20 protein-coding genes are annotated in these 18799 nt (G+C 63.3%); 11 read left to right on the top strand and 9 right to left on the bottom strand.

What is annotated here, in order from left to right; all coding sequences use genetic code 11:
* Window positions 1-11: 11 nt before the first annotated feature.
* On the top strand, window positions 12-746 hold the full coding sequence (locus ABSY17_RS24230) for a helix-turn-helix domain-containing protein (RefSeq protein WP_378946559.1): 735 nt from the start codon (window positions 12-14) through the stop codon (window positions 744-746).
* Here the strand turns inward: ABSY17_RS24230 and ABSY17_RS24225 are convergent.
* A complete protein-coding gene (locus ABSY17_RS24225) occupies window positions 743-931 on the bottom strand; it encodes a hypothetical protein (RefSeq protein ID WP_378946556.1) in 189 nt (62 codons plus the stop codon). The genes ABSY17_RS24230 and ABSY17_RS24225 overlap by 4 nt on opposite strands.
* 142 nt (window positions 932-1073) lie before the next feature.
* Here ABSY17_RS24225 and ABSY17_RS24220 point away from each other — a divergent pair, with 142 nt between their 5' ends.
* A complete protein-coding gene (locus tag ABSY17_RS24220; protein ID WP_378946553.1) occupies window positions 1074-3314 on the top strand; it encodes a methyl-accepting chemotaxis protein in 2241 nt (746 codons plus the stop codon).
* A 129-nt stretch (window positions 3315-3443) separates the two neighbouring features.
* On the opposite strand, the gene ABSY17_RS24215 is transcribed toward ABSY17_RS24220, so the two are convergent.
* A complete protein-coding gene (locus tag ABSY17_RS24215) occupies window positions 3444-4217 on the bottom strand; it encodes a hypothetical protein (RefSeq protein WP_378946550.1) in 774 nt (257 codons plus the stop codon).
* A 172-nt stretch (window positions 4218-4389) separates the two neighbouring features.
* Here ABSY17_RS24215 and ABSY17_RS24210 point away from each other — a divergent pair, with 172 nt between their 5' ends.
* Together ABSY17_RS24210 and ABSY17_RS24205 are read left to right on the top strand one after the other, a co-directional pair.
* Window positions 4390-5181: a DUF2189 domain-containing protein gene (locus tag ABSY17_RS24210; protein ID WP_378946547.1), complete on the top strand. Its 792-nt coding sequence runs from the start codon at window positions 4390-4392 to the stop codon at window positions 5179-5181.
* 126 nt (window positions 5182-5307) lie between these two features.
* Window positions 5308-6747: an FAD-binding oxidoreductase gene (locus tag ABSY17_RS24205; RefSeq protein WP_378946544.1), complete on the top strand. Its 1440-nt coding sequence runs from the start codon at window positions 5308-5310 to the stop codon at window positions 6745-6747.
* A 40-nt stretch (window positions 6748-6787) separates the two neighbouring features.
* On the opposite strand, the gene ABSY17_RS24200 is transcribed toward ABSY17_RS24205, so the two are convergent.
* Complete coding sequence (locus tag ABSY17_RS24200) at window positions 6788-7078, bottom strand: hypothetical protein (RefSeq protein WP_378946541.1); 291 nt, start codon at window positions 7076-7078, stop codon at window positions 6788-6790.
* A gap of 287 nt (window positions 7079-7365) precedes the next feature.
* On the opposite strand from ABSY17_RS24200, the gene ABSY17_RS24195 reads away from it, so the two are divergent.
* From ABSY17_RS24195 to ABSY17_RS24180, 4 genes are all read left to right on the top strand, one after another.
* Window positions 7366-7812, top strand: coding sequence for a glyoxalase superfamily protein (locus tag ABSY17_RS24195; RefSeq protein ID WP_378946538.1), 447 nt, complete (start codon window positions 7366-7368; stop codon window positions 7810-7812).
* 158 nt (window positions 7813-7970) lie between these two features.
* Window positions 7971-8576 carry a 3-isopropylmalate dehydratase small subunit gene (leuD, locus tag ABSY17_RS24190; protein ID WP_378946535.1) on the top strand — a complete coding sequence of 202 codons (606 nt, stop codon included), beginning with the start codon at window positions 7971-7973 and terminating at the stop codon, window positions 8574-8576.
* A gap of 184 nt (window positions 8577-8760) precedes the next feature.
* On the top strand, window positions 8761-9594 hold the full coding sequence (locus ABSY17_RS24185; RefSeq protein WP_378946532.1) for a hypothetical protein: 834 nt from the start codon (window positions 8761-8763) through the stop codon (window positions 9592-9594).
* A gap of 11 nt (window positions 9595-9605) precedes the next feature.
* Window positions 9606-9986, top strand: a complete 381-nt coding sequence (locus ABSY17_RS24180) for a RidA family protein (protein WP_378946529.1) — start codon at window positions 9606-9608, stop codon at window positions 9984-9986.
* Window positions 9987-10017: 31 nt separating this feature from the next.
* Here ABSY17_RS24180 and ABSY17_RS24175 read toward each other — a convergent pair whose 3' ends face one another.
* Window positions 10018-11049: a DUF1254 domain-containing protein gene (locus ABSY17_RS24175; RefSeq protein WP_378946526.1), complete on the bottom strand. Its 1032-nt coding sequence runs from the start codon at window positions 11047-11049 to the stop codon at window positions 10018-10020.
* Between the two features lie 19 nt (window positions 11050-11068).
* Window positions 11069-12406, bottom strand: coding sequence for a DUF1254 domain-containing protein (locus tag ABSY17_RS24170; protein ID WP_378946523.1), 1338 nt, complete (start codon window positions 12404-12406; stop codon window positions 11069-11071).
* 253 nt (window positions 12407-12659) lie between these two features.
* Between ABSY17_RS24170 and leuB the strand changes: the two genes are divergently transcribed.
* The gene (gene leuB / locus ABSY17_RS24165; RefSeq protein WP_378946520.1) at window positions 12660-13763 is read left to right on the top strand and encodes a 3-isopropylmalate dehydrogenase; all 1104 of its coding nucleotides are present in this window, start codon (window positions 12660-12662) and stop codon (window positions 13761-13763) included.
* A gap of 170 nt (window positions 13764-13933) precedes the next feature.
* On the opposite strand, the gene ABSY17_RS24160 is transcribed toward leuB, so the two are convergent.
* On the bottom strand, window positions 13934-14623 hold the full coding sequence (locus tag ABSY17_RS24160) for a DUF805 domain-containing protein (protein ID WP_378946517.1): 690 nt from the start codon (window positions 14621-14623) through the stop codon (window positions 13934-13936).
* A 121-nt stretch (window positions 14624-14744) separates the two neighbouring features.
* On the opposite strand from ABSY17_RS24160, the gene ABSY17_RS24155 reads away from it, so the two are divergent.
* A complete protein-coding gene (locus ABSY17_RS24155; RefSeq protein WP_378946515.1) occupies window positions 14745-14876 on the top strand; it encodes a hypothetical protein in 132 nt (43 codons plus the stop codon).
* Window positions 14877-14982: 106 nt separating this feature from the next.
* Window positions 14983-16017 (top strand): aspartate-semialdehyde dehydrogenase, encoded by a 1035-nt coding sequence (locus ABSY17_RS24150; RefSeq protein ID WP_378946513.1) that lies wholly within the window; start codon window positions 14983-14985, stop codon window positions 16015-16017.
* Window positions 16018-16245: 228 nt separating this feature from the next.
* On the opposite strand, the gene rpsP is transcribed toward ABSY17_RS24150, so the two are convergent.
* The 3 genes from rpsP to ffh are packed head-to-tail and all read right to left on the bottom strand — an operon-like array spanning window position 16246 to window position 18617.
* Window positions 16246-16638 (bottom strand): 30S ribosomal protein S16, encoded by a 393-nt coding sequence (rpsP, locus tag ABSY17_RS24145; protein WP_378946510.1) that lies wholly within the window; start codon window positions 16636-16638, stop codon window positions 16246-16248.
* Between the two features lie 57 nt (window positions 16639-16695).
* Window positions 16696-17022 (bottom strand): chorismate mutase, encoded by a 327-nt coding sequence (locus ABSY17_RS24140; protein ID WP_378946508.1) that lies wholly within the window; start codon window positions 17020-17022, stop codon window positions 16696-16698.
* An 8-nt stretch (window positions 17023-17030) separates the two neighbouring features.
* Window positions 17031-18617, bottom strand: a complete 1587-nt coding sequence (ffh, locus tag ABSY17_RS24135; RefSeq protein WP_378946505.1) for a signal recognition particle protein — start codon at window positions 18615-18617, stop codon at window positions 17031-17033.
* Window positions 18618-18799: the final 182 nt, after the last annotated feature.

Raw genomic sequence — 18799 nt, 5'->3', positions numbered from 1 at the left:
GCATAGCGCTGATGGGTGACCCCAACGGGCACAATCACCTGCAGTTCAGGTCGCTGGCGCGCGAATTTCGCACCCCGAACGACAATCCACGCCTCCTTGGCCTGTACTTCGCGCGCGACCTGTTCCCCAACCTCTGGCAAGCTTTCGATACTTTGCCGGAATTTCCTCCGATAGCTGGACATTTCAGCCTCGTAGCCGACTATCTCGTAAGCCTCATGAAAAACCTGCCGAATATCCGGAGCACAGACGCGCCAGCTGTCGCGGAAATGACCCGCGCGCTTCTGGCGTCTGCGGTCTCCAGCACTTCGGACAATCTCGCCGAAGCCGCACCTGCAATCGACTACCTGATCAAGGAAAGAGCCCGCAGGTACATATACCGGAACATGGGAAATCCGGCTCTTACGCCAATCGATATTTGCCGCGCAATTGGGGTATCACGCTCGAAACTATACCTTGCATTCGCCGATTGCGGCGGCGTTTCCTCATTCATCAAGCACACTCGATTGATGAAAGCCTTTGAAGAGATTTCGACAATCTCCACGAACATGGCGACCATATCGTCGATCGCCGACAAGCTCGCCTTTCCCGATGCGGCAACTTTCAGCCGCGCATTCCGCTCCGAATTTGGGGTAACGCCAAGAGATGTCCGGAACGCAGCCATAAAAGGCACCAAAATTCTTCCGCCCGCACCCAAGCTGACCGCGATCGACACTTTCGGCCAGGTACTGCAACAGCTGCGGCCTTAGAGCGCCGCGCGTCCAATCGGACGCCCAAAGGACGCTCCGTGCCTTGCCGTGCTGTCGACGCCTGCCGGTTTCTGGTCCGCCTCCGGCAGCGAGCGCATCTGGCTATCAAAGACGACGAAGATCAGAAGTCCTTCGCGGGCATCAGTTGCGCGCAAAACGACTTCCTCGACCGCTGAGGGATACATGCGCTTGTCGCTGTTAGCTTTTTGGCAATAGCAACCACGCTATCGCTATTGTGAAATGAATTCGTCCTTGGTGCAGCCTGGGTACGTTTCGTTCTCAGGGGGATCCCGGCGAACGTTCCGCCGGGTAGCATGGAGGAATTCGATGTTTCCAAAGACGGCAACCGGCCGCAACATGTTTGCCATTGTGGCAACCGGTGTCCTTACCACGGTCGCTACGGCAGGCGTTCTGGTTTGGCTTTCCTATCAAGCGCTGGAAGAGCGCACCTTTTCTGAAATGACGAATATTGCCGAGGAAAGCGCGAGGCGAGTCGAGACTTATTTCGGCCGCGTGGAAGAATTGACGCACAACGCCAGGTCCAGCCTTTATGCTGCCAAAGATGGCGTGATCCCGGAGCGAGCAGCTACGAACCGCCTGTTCGAGCGCTGGATGCAGGACAACACCTACGCTCTCGGCATCAGCACCGCCTGGGAGCCCAACGCTTTCGACGGGCAAGACGAACTGTATCGCAACGCGCCCGGGCATGACGACAGCGGCCGCTACGTTCCCTATTTCGTGAAGAACGACGGCAAGGTCAAAATGGAGGCCTTGGTCGACTATGAGAAGCCGGGTGCCGGCGATTTCTACCTTATTCCCAAGGCGACGGGCAAAGGCGTTCTCATGGAACCCTACAGCTACAACATCGCCGGCAAGGATGTCGTGATGACGTCGTATATGGTGCCGTTGCTTTTCAACAGCGCCTTCAAGGGAACGGTAGGCGTCGATATCGCCCTCGACAACCTCGCCGACGACCTCTCCAAGATCAAGCCGCTGGGGGAAGGATATGTGGCGCTCGTCACCGGCAACGGCGGCATCGTCAGCTACCCCGAAGCGTCCATGCGCGGAAAAGCTCTCAAGGATTCCGGCCTTGATGCCGCGGCTTGGGATGGCCTGATTGCAAATCCGGGCAAATCGGCAAATCTGGTCGAGACGTCGGGCGACGCCAGCGTTGCCATCGCCGTTCCGGTCCGTCTGCCGGCGGGCACCACTTGGTACACCATGGTCTCGGTGCCGCAAACGGTCCTGTTTGCGAGCCTGTCGTCCCTCGTCGTTACGTCCATCGCCATCATCGCGCTCGCGGCGGGATTGATGACCGCTGTCGGCTTGCTGCTTGCCGCGCGCTTCCGCAAGCGCCTCGACAAGGTCATGACCGCGACCGCCGGAATTGCCGCGGGCGAATCCGACGTCGATCTTTCGGAAGCAGACAGGCAGGATGAAATCGGCGAGATGGCTCGCTCGCTGGTGATCCTCCGTGACGCAACCCTTGAGAAGGAACGGCTGGAAATCGAGGCGGAAGAAACCAGGAATCGCAACGCGACGGACGAGCAGCGCCGGGCAGCGGAAGCCGCCGAACAGGAGCGCCAGACGCGCTTTGCGGTCGACTCCTTGGCCGAAGCCCTGCGCCAGCTTGCCGACGGCGACATGACCCATCGGATCGACGACCGCTTTGCCGGCTCACTTGACAAGGTCCGGCTCGATTTCAACTCTTCGGTCGAGACACTGCAGACGGCACTGCTTTCCGTTGGAGAGAACGCCCAGGCCATCCAGGCTGGATCCAGTGAAATACGCTCGGCTTCCGACGATCTCGCAACTCGCACGGAACAACAGGCGGCAGCCGTCGAGGAGACGGCGGCGGCGGTCGAGGAAATCAGCGCGTCGCTGAAGGACACCTCGAAGCGTGCCGAAGACGCCGGTGGCCTGGTGGAACGCACGCGAGCAAGCGCCGAGAAGTCCGGCGAGGTCGTAAAGCGCGCCGTGGTGGCCATGAGCGGCATCGAGAATTCCTCCAAGGAAATCTCGAACATTGTCGGGGTGATCGACGAGATCGCATTCCAGACGAACCTGCTTGCGCTGAACGCCGGCGTCGAAGCGGCACGGGCTGGCGATGCGGGCCGGGGATTTGCGGTTGTCGCCCAGGAGGTCCGGGAACTCGCGCAACATTCGGCGACGGCCGCGCGGGAAATAAAGATGCTGATCGCCAAATCCGGCGAGCAGGTCAGCACGGGCGTCGAGCTGGTCAGCGAGACCGGCGCGGCGCTGGAGGAGATCATCGAGCGGGTGCGGGTGATTGACCAGAACGTCTCGGCCATCGTCGCCGCCGCGCAGGAGCAGTCCCGCGCGCTGAACGAGATCAGTTCATCCGTCAATTCGATCGACCAGGGGACGCAGCGGAATGCGGCGATGGTCGAAGAGCAGACGGCCGCCAGCCATGCACTGGCAAACGAAGTGAACTCCCTGAACGGGCTCCTCGCTCAATTCCGGATGGGCAACAGGCCCCAGGGTGCGACCGGAGTTGCTCATGGCGGCAACGTCAGCGTGATGGCCAGACACCGTCTGGCGGGATAAGATCGCATCAACATCGTCGTCAACTCAGCCGGGTCAATTGCCCGGCTGAGCCGTTTTTGACAGGCGGCGAGTTCGAACGTCCGCTTCAGCGAGAAGGTCGAAATCGACGCGAGGCCGAAAAGCCCCGGCTCATCGAACGGCCGGCTTCGCTGTCTCCTTCATCTCCGCCAGCGCGCGCTCCAGTGGCGCGGTCGAAACCTGAATCCGGCCATCGAAGGCGCTGTCCATGTCGAGGATCAGGTAGATCGAGCCGGCCAGCAGGGCGGCGGCGATGACGAAGGTGCCGATGACGACGCCGTTTCTCGGCGCGCGGAAGCCCATCAGGGCAAAGACCAGCACCAGCCAGGCCCCCAGCATGCGGATCAGCGGGCGTGGAATGGTATTTTGCGCCTCGCCCAACAGGGTCCAGCGCAGCTCCACCACCTTCTGCAGCCGCTCGCGGGCTTCCTGCCTGAGTTCGCCCTGATCGGCATCGACCGGCTTCAGCTGCCGCAGCCCCGCGCCGATCTCGTCGATCAGCCGCTCGGCCAGCTGGTTGTCGGGAACGGAAGACTCGCTCGGGGTCTTGCGGTCGATCATGGCCTGGACATAGGCGACCAGCGGCTGGCGCGCATTGATGGCCTCGGGCCCAAGCTTCCTCAGCGAGCGGTCGAGCAGGATCAGTTCGGTGGCGTAGGCATGCACATGATCGTCGATCTCCTGGAAAGAGTTCTTGGCCGCGTTGATCATCAGCCCGAGCACCAGCGAGGTGACGACCACGAACATGCTGGCGACCATCCTGACGACCTCGACGGTGTCGTTCTGGCGATTCTGGATCGGGACCTTGAGATAGGACAGCATGCTGGCGAGCGAGGCCGCGACCAGGCAGAGGAAGAGGAATGTCGCGATGAACGTTTCGCGCATTTTGGCCGACCAAGGTTGCACGCCAACCAAATGCGCCACCTGAGCGTGAAGTCAATGGCCGCACGTGGCAAGACCTCGTACACGAGGCAGCCAAAAAAGCTTGATCTCGATCAAGGTGGCTTTAATGCCGATATATAGGGATGAGAGAACGGCGCCGGCGAGGGAGGAAGCTATGGACGACGTGACGAACCGTGCACCGGGAAAACGACCCGGAGCATTGCCCGAAGTGCGGGCGCTTACAGTGGCCGACATCCGCGCCAGCCTGGCTGAGGGGGCGGCCGACTTCGCCCGCTGCCCGGGCATAGGGCTGACCATTGCGCTGGTCTTCGTGATCATCGGCCTGGCCATCACCACGTCGCTGGCGTGGCTGCACGAGCCCTGGCTGATCTATCCCTTCGCCATCGGCTTTCCGCTGGTCGGCCCGTTTGCCGCCGTCGGTCTCTACGAGGTCAGCCGCAGGCTCGAGGCCGGGCAGACGCCGACCATGCGCGAGGTGCTGAAGGTGATCTGGGCGCAGCGGAGGCGAGAGGTGTCGTGGATGGCCTTCGTCATGCTGTTCGTGTTCTGGATCTGGATGTACCAGGTCCGGCTGCTGATCGCGCTGATCCTCGGCCGCATGTCGTTCGCCACGCTCGACCGCTTCTTTCACGTCGTGACGACGACACCGGAGGGCTGGCTCTTCCTCGGCATCGGCCATGTCGAGGGCGCGGCACTGGCGCTGGTGCTGTTTTCCATCACCGTGGTGTCGATCCCGATGCTGCTCGACCGCGAGGTCGACTTCGTCACCGCCATGCTGACCTCGATCCGCACCGTGCTGGCGAGCCCGCTGGTGATGCTGGGCTGGGGGCTGATCGTAACGCTCGCCGTGCTCGCCGCCTGCGTGCCGTTCTTCCTTGGGCTTTTGGTGGTGCTGCCGGTGCTCGGCCACGCGACCTGGCATCTCTATCGCCGCGCAGTGGTCTGATTCAACCGGCGCAGGGCACTCGAGGGATCACATTGCACGGGCCTTGACTTGCCCAGGGTCCATTCGGAGCGCACAATCGCTGGCTGCGGCGACAGGGGAGGCATCACCCCATCGGAGGAATGCTCCATGAACGACCTCAGCCTGATGACGCTGGACGGCGGCATGACGATGATCGGCGCCCCGGTCCTGGAGGCGTTTGCCGCAAGCCTGCGCGGTGAAGTCCTGAACGCCGGTGATGCCGGCTATGACGAGGCGCGTTCGGTCTGGAACGCGATGATCGACCGCCGCCCCGGCCTGATCGTGCGCTGCGCCGGTGCCGCCGACGTGGTCGCCGCGGTCAATTTCGCCCGCGAGAACAAGCTGCTCGTCGCCGTGCGCGGCGGCGGCCACAACATCGCCGGCTCCGCCGTCTGCGACGGTGGGCTGATGATCGACCTTTCCAAGATGAAGTCGGTGCGCGTCGACAGGCTGGCGCGGCGCGTCTGGGTCGAGCCGGGCGCGACGCTGGCCGATCTCGACAAGGAAACCCAGGCCTTCGGGCTTGCCGTGCCGACCGGCATCAACTCGACCACCGGCGTTGCCGGGCTGACGCTGGGCGGCGGCTTCGGCTGGACGACGCGCAAGCTGGGCCTGACCATCGACAATCTGCTTTCGGCCGACGTGGTGACGGCCGATGGCGAGTTGGTGCGGGCGAGCACGGGCGAGCATGCCGACCTGTTCTGGGCGCTGCGCGGCGGCGGCGGCAATTTTGGTATCGTCACCGCCTTCGAGTTCAAGCTCGCCAAGCTCGGCCCGCAGGTAACGGCCGGACTGGTGGTGCACCCCTTCGACAATGCCAAGGCGGTGCTGAAAGACTATCGCCGGGTGCTCGCCGATGCGCCCGACGAACTGACCTGCTGGGCGGTGATGCGACAGGCCCCACCCCTGCCCTTCCTGCCCGCCCACTGGCACGGCAAGGAGGTGCTGGTGCTGGCGATGTGCCACTGCGGCGAACTCGCCGACGGCGAGAAAGCGACCGCAGCGCTACGCGGCATCGGCACGCCGATCGTCGACGTGGTCGGGCCGAGCCCGTTCACCGGCTGGCAGGCGGCCTTCGATCCGCTACTGGCGCCCGGCGCGCGCAACTACTGGAAGAGCCACGACTTCATCGAGCTGTCGGACGAGACCATCGAAATCCTCGACGGCGCGGTGAGAAATCTGCCCGGGCCGGAATGCGAGATCTTCATCGGCCATGTCGGGGGTGCAGCTGGGCGGGTGGCGGCTGACGCCACGGCCTTCCCCCAGCGCAACTCGCACTTCGTTATGAACGTGCATGCGCGCTGGCGCGAAGCCGCGATGGACAGGAACTGCATCGACTGGGCGCGCGAAATCTACGAGGCGGCCAAGCCGCAGGCGGCGGGCACCGCCTACATCAACTTCATGCCGGCCGACGAGGCCGACCGGATCGAGGCGGCCTATGGCGGCAACTATGCCCGGCTGCTGGAAGTAAAGCAGAAATACGACCCACAGAACCTGTTCCGCATGAACCAGAACCTGCACGCGGGCACGGCACGGCAGGCGGCATAACCGGGCCGGCAGCTTGATCAGATGGGGTGGCGAAGGCCAGCTACCGGCAATCGCCACCGCCGATGGCTGCATTGCCGGTGATGTCGATCGGGCAGTCGCTGCGCATCTTCGGCACCCTCAGCCGCGGGGGCTGCTGCAGCGGCACGACCTGGCGATCCTGTTCACGGTAGATTTTCTGCTGAAACTGGAAGTCGCTGCGGTTCTGCTGGTTCCGCAAGATCTGCAACTCGCCGGGGAGCGCGGGGTTGCGAGCCGATTGCACCGTCAGCCCGACGGCGAGCGCTGGCCCGGTGCCGGCGAGCACAATGCCCGCTACCGCCCAGGTCGCCAACCATCTCAAATCATGTCGCATCGTTCTAGTCCGGGTAGTCCTTGTCTGGCTGGAACATAGGGCCGGCGACAGGCGATGCAATGGAACAGCCGATCACATTGACGGCGCGGCGACTTGTTCCTATCTGTGGGCGGTCAAGGGCGGGGAGCCCCTGCCGCCCGCAGCCGCAAGGCACGGTGAAGCTCCCCTCGAAAAGATTCGTTTCCCTGTCGATGCGACGGCCGAAGCGGCAATGCGGGCACCCGGACTTCAACCACGCCGTTCGCGCATCGCGAAGGAGCGAACCTATGACCAACGGTCACACCAACGACTACAAGACCAATGCCCGCCGGCTGCGCGACGCGCTTGCCGCCGAAGGTTTTGACATCAGCCATGCCAAAGCGCTTGAACTGGTAGCCAAGCAGAATGGCGTCCGCGACTGGAACACGCTGGCCGCGCGTCCGGTCGCCACGAAGGCGGAAGAGACCACCAGCGGTGCGCCCTTTGGCGTCGGCGAGAGCGTGGCCGGCACCTTCAACGGCAATCCGGCGCAGGGCCGCGTCATCGGCCTCGAAGAGACGATCAAGCCCGACCTGTGGCGCGTCACCGTCGCCTTCAACCCGCCGGTGGACGTTTCGACCTCGAAGCTGTTTTCGTCGCAGCGCCGGCGCATCCAGATGGTGGTCGGCACCGACGGCCGCTCGCGCCGCCTGACCGGCACAGAAACCGGCGTGATGGCGCTGACCCGCGCCTGACGGCACTGTCTCCGCGAAAAAGCACGGCCGTGGATCGTTGACCCGCTCCACGGCCGTTTGCGCGTGGCTGCCGTTGCGTCGAAACGCTTTGATTCCAGCCCAAGCTTGTGTAAAGCGAGGCAAGCCAAATTCCCGCAACAGCAGACGGGCCAAAAGCCATGGAAAAATTCACCAAGCTCACCGGCGTCGCAGCGCCGCTGCCGATCGTCAACATCGACACCGACATGATCATCCCCAAGGATTATCTCAAGACGATCAAGCGGACCGGACTTGGCAGCGGGCTTTTCGCCGAAATGCGTTTCAACGAAGACGGCTCGGAAAACCCCGACTTCGTGCTCAACAAGCCGGCCTACCGCAAGGCCGAGATCCTGGTCGCCGGCGACAATTTCGGCTGCGGCTCGTCGCGCGAGCATGCGCCCTGGGCGCTGCTCGACTTCGGCATCCGCTGCGTCATCTCGACGTCGTTCGCCGACATCTTCTACAACAACTGCTTCAAGAACGGCATCCTGCCGATCACGGTCAGCCAGGAAGACCTCGACAAGCTGATGGACGACGCCTCGCGCGGCGCCAACGCCACCGTGTCGGTCGATCTCGAAGCCAAGGAGATCCGCGGCCCCGATGGCGGCGTGGTCAAGTTCGACCTCGACGACTTCAAGCGCCACTGCCTGCTCAACGGCCTCGACGACATCGGCCTGACGATGGAGAAGGCTTCTTCCATCGACAGCTACGAGAAGAAGGTGGCCGAAAGCCGCCCTTGGGCCTGAGCTTTCCAGCCCCGCCCGACCTCGGGCACAGGATGATCCGGAGCCCCGTCGTGATTGAGTTCGCGGCGGGGCTTCTTGCTGAAGCTACAGGCTCCCGCTGACAGCTTCGCGCCCCTGTGCGATGGTCGTGCCTCAGGATTCGGAGTGCTGCGTCGCTCCGAGGCATCGCGACCGGGAGCGCCGCATGAAACCATCCGTGATTTTTGCCGCAGCCGCATTTGGCTGGCTCACGGCATGCCCTTCGCTCGCACAAGAGCAGAAGGAGCCGGAAAAGATCCCCTTCGAGGGCGGCATCTTCACCATCACCGAGACCAAGGAGCTCGACAAGGTCCTTGCCTATGACGGCAAGGAACTGGCACGCAATTATGTCGCCTTCTACCAGCGCACCGTTGATCTCAACGGCACCAAGGTCGCCATCTTCGATGTCGGCGGCGGCGGCAATGCCTGCGGCCCAGCGGCCGTGCTGGCCTGGAAGACCGAGGCCGGCATCCAGTCGACCATCGTCGGCGCGGACGAGTGCGGCACCCCGCCGGCGGCGGCAACGGGCGATGCGCTCTATTTCGTGCCCTATCTCAGGCCCGGTGCCACAGCACCGGTGCGGATGTGGTCGCCCGAGAACGGGCTGAAGGTCGCCGGCGAGCTGAGCTTCGTGCCGCAGCCGGGGACCGGCTGGGCGGACGTCAAGCTTGAAGGCCTCACCTACACCACCGACTTCTTCGCCAATGCCGAACTCTACGCCGCAGCCAAGGCGCTGCTCGGCAACGATCTGGAAAACGTGGCGCTCGGCCTGTCGGTGTCGGGCGGCCCTGACACGACGCCGTCGGGCCTACTGTTTGCAAGTGGCTGCGTGCCGCATGCCTGCGGCAGCGCCGACGCCTTCATTGGCGTCGATGTGGCGAACAAGAGGCTCTATTTCGCCCAGCAGGGAGATTTGCCCGCGCCGAAGACCTGGCCGGGGCTGGACGAATGGCCGGCCGAGCTCAAGTACGGCATGACCAAGGCGCTGGTGAAACAATAGGAGGGAAGCAGATGCGCAAGCTGATCTCGACCGGCTCGCCCTTCGAGAAGACCGCCGGCTATTCGCGTGCCGTGGTGCAGGGCGACTGGTGCTTCGTCTCCGGCACCACGGGCTACGACTACGCCACCATGACCATGCCGGAGAGCGTCGAAGCGCAGACTCGCAACTGTCTCGCGACCATCGAAAAGGCGCTTGCCGACGGTGGGTTTTCCCTCGCCGACGTGGTGCGGGCACATTACTACATCACCGACCAGTCCTACGTGGACCTCGTCTTTCCGATCCTCGGCGAGACATTCGGCGATATCCGCCCGGCCGCGACGATGATCGTGTGCCGGCTCAACAAGCCGGAAATGAAGATCGAGATCGAGGTGACGGCGCTGAAGGGCACGTGACGACGCCGATGCCCACCCAAATCGGCCGCTTTCAGTTCACTGGCTGCGGCTTTGGGAACTCCCACGTGCCATTGAGGACTTCGGCGCGCGGACGATAGAGACGCACCAGATAGTTCCATCCTGAAGTGATGGGGAGGCAGTTTGCGATTTTCCCGTCGCAGCCGCCGAACTGGACGGCGACCGAACCATCCTTGTCCGTTTTCGCGGTGATGTTGTTGAGCGTGTAGGCGTTCTCGGGGTTCGGTTCGAAATATCCTTTGACGTTGTAGACACTGACCGACCAGAAGCCGTCGACCGGCACATCCTTGACGTCCAGCCGATAGACGGTCTTTCCATCATTCTTGCTCGGCGTGACATTGAGATAGGTCGCTTCCTTTTCGGGGTTTCCGCCCCAGGCCGATGCAGAGCCGATCAGACGTCGCACAGGGTCGACCTGATCCTTTGTGCCGAACATGCGGTTTGTATCGGGAAGCGTCGAGGCCAGGACGAGCAGGGCTTCACGCACCTTCTTCTGGCTGTCGGGATCCCATTTCGGCACCTCGAATTTGCCGGGCCCGCCCGACTGCTCGACCTTGATCGCGTCCTGCAGGGCATGGACGGCTTCCACGTCCTTCGCATCGTTCGGATCGACCAGCGTACGCACAGCCGCCACGGCATAACGGGTGCCGATATTGTCCTTCGACAAGGTGTGACTGCCCGGGCCATAGATGACCTGAGGCGTGTACTGGTCCTCATCGATCACCTGCATCGACATGAAGCGCTTGCCCGCATCGGGAAGCGTGATCGTCACCGGCCCGGCTTCGAGATCGAACACCGCAGAGGAGTAGAGCGTGTCCCGGTTGAGCCGGATAACGACCTGGTCGTCGATAGCCGCCGGTTGACGGCGGTGATGGAATTTGCCCAATCCGCCGTCCTTGACGACGTTGCCGAAGTAAAGGTCGCTCTCGGCACGCGGAAAATTGTCAGGCGTAACCGTGACCGTGCTGCTGTCGGATTGCGCATGTGCACCGCTCGCCAGTGCCAGCGTTGCCACGAGAAGAAACGGCGTGAAATTGGCCTTCATGGCGTTCTCCTTTCTCGGTTCAATGCATTCTTCGAAGGGGCGGTGCCTTCCACTGTCCATCGAGCGCTTCCTGTTTGGGCCAGTAGAGCCGCATGGCCGTCAAGAATGCTCCGCTGGGCGCGGGCAGCCAGTTGGCCTCTTTGTCCGTCCCGGACGAGTCGTGCTGGACATATAGGGTGATGCCACCATCGGCGTCGCGCTTCAGGTCCGGCAGCATTGGCGAGTTGATCAGGTAGCGATTGAGCGGGTTGGCCGAGAGCAGGCTCGACGGCAGCTCATAGAGAGTGAGTGACCAGAAGGCATTGACGGGCGGCAGCTGGCCGGGCGCAAAGCGCAGCTCGTAGCGATTGGCCCCGCTGAGCGGCTTCATCCCATCGTCGACAAAATAGACGGGGTAAACCGCCTCGTCCTTCGAGTTGCCGTAGATGCCGAGCGCGGCTGACGACATGCGCTGCAAATAGTCACCGTTCAGATGCGCACGTGTTCCAAAGCCATCGGTCCGCTTCCCGGTATCGATCTGTGTTTCCTTGAACTCCTTGAACGCTGCCCAGGCATCGGCCATCCCGTCTTGAACGGCATTGCGTATCTCCGGGGGCAGCGCGGCCGCATCGAACTGGCCCTGCGCGCCAATCCCAAGCTTGGCAAAGCGCGCCATCAATTCCGTCTCGGATGGATGCGTCGGACAGAACTGGAGGATGAAGCTGAGAATGTTGAAAAATTCCAGCGAGGTCTTTTCGTCGTCCACGCCCAGCGGCTTGATGAAATCGACAACCGGCGCCGCCTGCCGCGCTGGCTGGCCAAGGAGTTGCGACAAGGTCTGCACCTTGTACCCGGCCTGGATTTTCTTGACGTTTTCGATATCAGCCGGATTGAGGAGTTGCGTCCGAAACAGCACGAAGGCGAACTCGGTTTCGGACGGGATCACCGCCTTGATGCCGGGTGGTGTCTCGCCCTTCCAGTTCGGGCCAACCAGCAGGAAGCTGCCGGCATCGTTGCCTGTGGCGCGGCTGCCCACATAGGCGAAGTTGAACGTGTACATGTCGATGAACTGGAGCGAGTAGTAGCGCCCTTTTTCGATCGCAGGCACGGTGAAGACCAGTGGCTCGGCCCGCAAGTCCGCGCCAAGGAATGAATAGGGCGTATCGGAATTTGGCGACTGGATCGCCTTGTCATCGGGCGTGTAGACACGCGCCGTGTTGCTGAGCGTGTTCCACGGTCCCTTGAACTCGCGGCCGCTGTCATCGACGAAATACGAATACTGGATGCGATAGCTGTCAACGAGCGGGAAGCCGTAGATTGTGGCCTCCTTGGCAATTGCCCGAGCCTCTTCAGGGGTGAGCGCGCTATGAGAATTCATGACCCTACTCCCCACGGTTGTGCGACTTGCCTAAATCCAACGCCGGCCCGCAGTAAGCCCGTCGTGCGCTGCCCTTGAGAACGATGTCTCGCGCGTGAAGCGGCGGCGGCGATGACGCAGAACACCCTGTAGTGACGAAGGTTCCCTGAAGCGAATGGACTTCCGTTGCTGCACCAGCCCTTTCCGTCTTGCGCGCACGGCCCCGTGGGGCTAGCAAGACCGCGGTTCACGGCATCTTCTGGGGAAACGCACCATGGCTTCGAAAAAACTCCTTCTTCTTCCCGGCGACGGCATCGGCCCCGAGGCCATGGCTGAGGTCCGCAAGCTGATTGCGGCGATGAACGACAAGCTCGGCAGCAACTTTACGACCGAAGAAGGCCTCGTCGGCGGCTCGGCCTATGACGCCCATGGCCAGGCGATTTCCGACGCCGACATGGCCAAGGCGATGGCTGCGGATGCCGTGCTGTTCGGCGCCGTTGGCGGCCCGAAGTGGGACGCGGTTCCCTATGAGGTGCGCCCCGAAGCTGGCCTTTTGCGCCTGCGCAAGGACATGGAGCTGTTCGCCAACCTGCGTCCGGCGATCTGCTATCCCGCACTCGCCTCGTCGTCCTCGCTCAGGCAGGAAGTGATCGAGGGCCTCGACATCCTAATCGTGCGCGAACTGACCGGCGGCGTCTATTTCGGCGAGCCCAAGCAGATCATCGACCTCGGCAACGGCCAGAAGCGCGGCATCGACACCCAGGTCTACGACACCTTCGAGATCGAGCGCATCTCGGGCGTCGCCTTCGAGCTGGCGCGCACGCGCAAGAACCACGTGACGTCGATGGAAAAGCGCAACGTCATGAAGTCGGGCGTGTTGTGGAACGAAGTGGTGACCGCCACCCACAAGGCCAAGTATGCCGACGTCAAGCTCGACCACATGCTCGCCGACGCCGGCGGCATGCAGCTCGTGCGCTGGCCCAAGCAGTTCGACGTCATCGTCACCGACAATTTGTTCGGCGACATGCTGTCCGACGTCGCCGCCATGCTGACTGGCTCGCTCGGCATGCTGCCCTCGGCCTCGCTGGGCGCACCCGACGCGGTGACCGGCAAGCGCAAGGCGCTCTACGAGCCGGTGCACGGCTCGGCTCCCGACATCGCCGGCCAGGGCATCGCCAACCCGATCGCCATGATCGCGTCCTTTGCCATGTGCCTGCGCTACTCGTTCAACATGGTGGCCGAGGCCGACAAGCTCGAAGCGGCGATCGCCGCAGTGCTCGAAGATGGCCTGCGCACCAAGGACATCATGTCCGAAGGCAAGACCGAGGTCGGCACCACTGAGATGGGCGACGCCATCGTCGCCAAGTTCTTCGCCTGATTGCAGGCCGATGAACTGAAAACGGCGCCCAAGCGGCGCCGTTTTCTTTTGTGCTGACGCAATCTCTCTACAGCGCCGCGCGTCCTTTTGGACGCGCAAAGGACGCTGTAGCACTTTAAGTTTGTGCATGATCCTTTCCGAAAATCGATTCCGATTTTCGGGGTCATGCACTATTCGCTCGGAACGTAAGGCGGGGGCACCTTCACCCCCGCCGGCACCGGCCCCCACCTGTTCTCGTGCGCCTGCGACGGGATCAGCGCGAAGACGAAGATGATCAGCCCGCCGAAATAGGGCAGCAGGATCAGCAGGTAGAACCAGCCGGACAGGCCGAGATCGTGGATGCGCCGCACGGTCACGGCGATGCTGGGCAGAACCGTTGCGGCGATGAACAGGCCGAGCAGGCCGATGCTGAAGACGGGCGCCGAGTTGCCGGGCACGAAATTGCCCGACGCCTCGTCGAGGCCCACGCCGACACCCAGCAGCGCGAAAAAGCCGATCGCCCAGAACAGGTAAAAACCCCAATATTCCTTGCGCCGCGCGCGGCCCCGGAAATTGACGTAGTTGGCACTGATGGCGCGCCAGAAATAGGACCACAGGCCGACAGATGGCCCGCTGACGCCGGCCTGCCGACCGAACTGCGGCGCGGCGGCTGGCTCCGCGCCAGCTCCCTCGTGTTGCGGACGGACGAGAAAGATGCCCCGCGCATAACCGGCATCAGGCTGGAACTCGACTTGGGTTCCCTTGCCCATCGGCACGACGCGCCTAAGATCCTCGCGGGCGAAGGCGTAGCGGTTTCCGTCGACCCCGGAGATGAAGCCAAAGCCTTGCGTTTCGTCGTAATGTAGAACTTCCCCGCGCATTCTTTCCCTTCCCGATTGCCGGCTGGCACAATGTAAGCGTTCGGCCGCCGCCGCAAGCACCCTCACCGATTGACTCTTCACCGAAACCAGCTAAAAGCGGCGGCGAACAGGGAACCCTCCGATGCGCGGCCTTTTGATGGCGCTTTTCGCATTCGACTTCCCCGGCCACGACAGACATCGTGCCGGGCGCGGAGCCTTTTCCCTGCTTTCGACCAAAACCATGGCCAAAACCACCACCACCAAAACGGTGTGATTTCCCTTGGCCTGCTCACCCTCTCCCGGGTTTGGCCCGGGGGTGAAGCCCGCAACGGCCGGCGGGTTTTCTCCAGAAGCGAGCGGAGAGGGACAGGAGTGATCTAATGGGTTTCAAGGTTGCGATCGTCGGCGCCACGGGCAATGTGGGCCGCGAAATGCTCAATATCCTCGAGGAACGCGGCTTTCCGGTCGACGAGGTCGTCGCACTCGCCTCGCGCCGCTCGCTCGGCACCGAAGTGTCGTTCGGCGACAAGACGCTGAAGGCCAAGGTCCTCGACACCTATGACTTCTCCGACACCGACATCTGCCTGATGTCGGCCGGCGGCAACATCTCCAAGGAATGGTCCCCCAAGATCGGCAAGCAGGGCTGCGTCGTCATCGACAACTCCTCGGCCTGGCGCTACGACCAGGACGTGCCGCTGATCGTGCCGGAAGTGAACCCCGACGCTATCGTTGGCTTCTCCAAGAAGAACATCATCGCCAACCCGAACTGCTCGACCGCCCAGTTGGTGGTGGCGCTGAAGCCGCTGCACGACAAGGCCAAGATCAAGCGCGTGGTCGTGTCGACCTACCAGTCGGTCTCGGGCGCCGGCAAGGAAGGCATGGACGAGCTGTTCACCCAGACGCGCGCCGTCTTCGTCGCCGATCCGGTCGAGGCCAAGAAGTTCACCAAGCGCATCGCCTTCAACGTCATCCCCCACATCGACGTGTTCATGGAGGACGGCTACACCAAGGAAGAGTGGAAGATGGTGGCCGAGACCAAGAAGATGCTCGACCCCAAGATCAAGCTGACGGCAACCGCCGTGCGCGTGCCTGTGTTCATCGGCCATTCGGAAGCCGTCAACATCGAGTTCGAAAACCCGATCACCGCCGAAGAAGCGCGCGACATCCTGCGCGAGGCGCCGGGCTGCCTGGTCATCGACAAGCGCGAGGACGGCGGCTACGCCACTCCGCTCGATTCCGCAGGCGAGGATGCGACCTACATCTCGCGCATCCGCGAGGATGGCACCGTCGAAAACGGCCTTGCGATGTGGATCGTCTCCGACAATTTGCGCAAGGGTGCGGCCCTCAACACCGTGCAGATCGCCGAACTGCTGGTCGAGCGCGGCCTGATTACGCCGAAGAAGAAAGCCGCCTAGTTAGATGATCCGCGGGCTCCGTCCCGCGGCTTAGGCTTCTGTCGTCAAAGCGCCGTGCGTCCGGTCGGATGCGCGGCGCTTTTTTTTGCATCCGGCGCCAGCGCCGGACTGACTCACGTGAAACAGCCGCCGGAACCCTGCCGGAAGCTGGCCAAGAGCGGGCTTGCCAAAACGCAAAACGGCGGACCTTTCGGCCCGCCGTTCGACATTCGCCTTGAAAGCGAAAAATTACTCGGCCGAAGCCTCGGCCGGAGCGGCAGCTGCAGCGGCGATCGCGGCAGCGGCGTCTTCCTGGGCCTTCTTCAGGGCAGCCAGACGCTCCTGGGCCTTCTTGCCCGGCTCGCCCTTGGTCGGGTTCGAACGGGCATCGCGCTTGGCAAGGCCGGCCTCGTCGAGGAAGCGGGCAACGCGGTCAGTCGGCGTCGCGCCGTGGGCCAGCCAATGCTTGACGCGGTCGGCGTCGATCTTGACGCGGTCGCCGTCCTTGGGCAGCAGCGGGTTCCAGGCGCCGACCGTCTCGATGAAGCGGCCGTCGCGCGGGCTGCGGGCGTCGGCAATGACGATGTGGTAGTAGGGGCGCTTCTTCGAGCCGGCGCGGGCCAGGCGGATCTTGAGGGACATTGTCTTACTCCTGGATGGTTCTGTCTTGGGTTGGGTATGTTTCAGTCTGTTCCGCCGTCAGGCGGAGGTAGTCCTGTCTGAGCTGCCGTTATGTTCGGCGGCCAGCATTTCGTGGTGTCTGATCACCTCGCGGATGATGAAGTTGAGAAACTTCTCCGCAAAATCCGGGTCGAGATGGGCATCGTCGGCAAGCCGGCGCAGCCGGGCGATCTGGGTCGCCTCGCGGTTCGGGTCGGCCGGCGGCAGGCCATGCGTCGCCTTGAGCACGCCGACCGCCTTGGTGCAGCGGAAGCGCTCGGCCAGCATGTGGATCAGCGCCGCGTCGATGTTGTCGATCGAAGCGCGCAACTGCTGCAGCTGGGCCTGAGGACTGGTGTCGGTCATTGCGCTCCTCACTTCTTCTTGGCCGGCCCGGGCAGGCCGCCACCGAGGCCCGGAAGCTTCATGCCGCCGGGAAGACCAGGCAGACCGCCACCGCCCATACCGGGGAGCCCGCCGCCCGGCAGGCCCTTGAGGCCCTGGCCGAGCCCTGCGGCTTCGGCCTGCTTTTTCAGCGCCTCGAGCTGCTTGGGGTCCATCTTCGAAAGATCGGGCATGCCGCCACCCGGCATCATGCCGCCGAGGCCCATCTTCTGGGCGAGACCACCCATCATGCCGCGCATCAGGCCACCGCCCTTGCCCTTGCCACCCATGGCCTTCATCATGTCGGCCATCTGGCGGTGCATCTTGAGCAGCTTGTTGATCTCGGCCGCATCGGTGCCGGAACCGGCGGCGATGCGCTTCTTGCGCGAGTGCTTGAGCAGGTCGGGATTGGCGCGCTCGGCCTTGGTCATCGACGAGATGATGGCGATCTGGCGCCCAAACATCTTGTCGTCCAGCCCGGCTGAAGCCATCTGGTCCTTCATCTTGCCCATGCCCGGCATCATGCCCATGATGCCGCCCATGCCGCCCATCTTCTGCATCTGGCCGAGCTGGTCGGCGAGATCGTTCAGGTCGAACTTGCCCGACTGCATCTTCTTGGCCATCGCCGCGGCTTTTTCCGCGTCGATGGTTTCGGCGGCCTTCTCGACCAGCGAAACGATGTCGCCCATGCCGAGGATGCGGTCGGCGATGCGCTTGGGATGGAATTCCTCCAGCGCATCCATCTTTTCGCCGACGCCGATCAGCTTGATCGGCTTGCCGGTGACGGCGCGCATCGAAAGGGCAGCACCGCCGCGGCCGTCGCCGTCCATGCGGGTAAGCACCAGGCCGGTGATGCCGACGCGGTCGTCGAAATTCTTGGCGAGGTTGACGGCGTCCTGACCGGTCAGCGAGTCGGCGACGAGCAAGATCTCGTGCGGGGTCGCGGCCTTCTTGATGTCGGCCATCTCGACCATCAACGGCTCGTCGATATGGGTGCGGCCGGCGGTGTCGAGGATGACGACGTCATGGCCGCCCAGCTTGGCCGCCTGCACGGCGCGGGCGGCTATCTGGACCGGCGACTGGCCGGCGACGATCGGCAGCGTGGCCACCGTGGTCTGCTCGCCGAGCTGGCGCAGTTGCTCCTGCGCGGCCGGACGGCGCGTGTCGAGCGAGGCCATCAGGACCTTCTTGCCCTGGCGCTCGGTCAGCCGCTTGGCGATCTTGGCGGTGGTGGTGGTCTTGCCCGAGCCCTGCAGGCCGACCATCATGATGACGACGGGGGCCGGCGCGTTGAGGTCGATGGCGACGCCCTCGGCGCCGAGCATCTCGACCAGCTCATCATGGACGATCTTGACGACCATCTGGCCGGGCTTGATCGACTTGAGGACCGCCGCACCCACGGCCTTTTCACGGACGCGGTCGGTGAAGGAACGAACGACTTCCAACGCAACGTCGGCTTCGAGCAGCGCACGGCGGACCTCGCGCAGGGCTGCCGAGACGTCGGCCTCCGACAGCGCGCCCCGGCCGGTCAGGCCGTTGAGGATCGATCCAAGGCGTTCCTGCAGCGATTCAAACATTCATTTTCCCTTTCCCTGGCACCGGCATGATGCCCGAGAGGTAGTGCTTTCGCGCCGGTGCCCCAACACCAAACAGCAGCCAAAACCAAAAAGCACCCGGGGGCGCATCGCGCTGCCGGGTGTTGGCCTCCGGGGTCGTTTGGTACCTCTAGGGTGCCCCGGTCGGCTGCTCGGAGTAGAAC

The sequence above is a fragment of the Mesorhizobium sp. ANAO-SY3R2 genome (assembly GCF_042466635.1).
GTDB lineage: Bacteria > Pseudomonadota > Alphaproteobacteria > Rhizobiales > Rhizobiaceae > Aminobacter.
The sequence above is the reverse complement of the archived record's forward strand: the minus strand, read 5'-3'. Positions and strand labels throughout refer to the sequence as shown.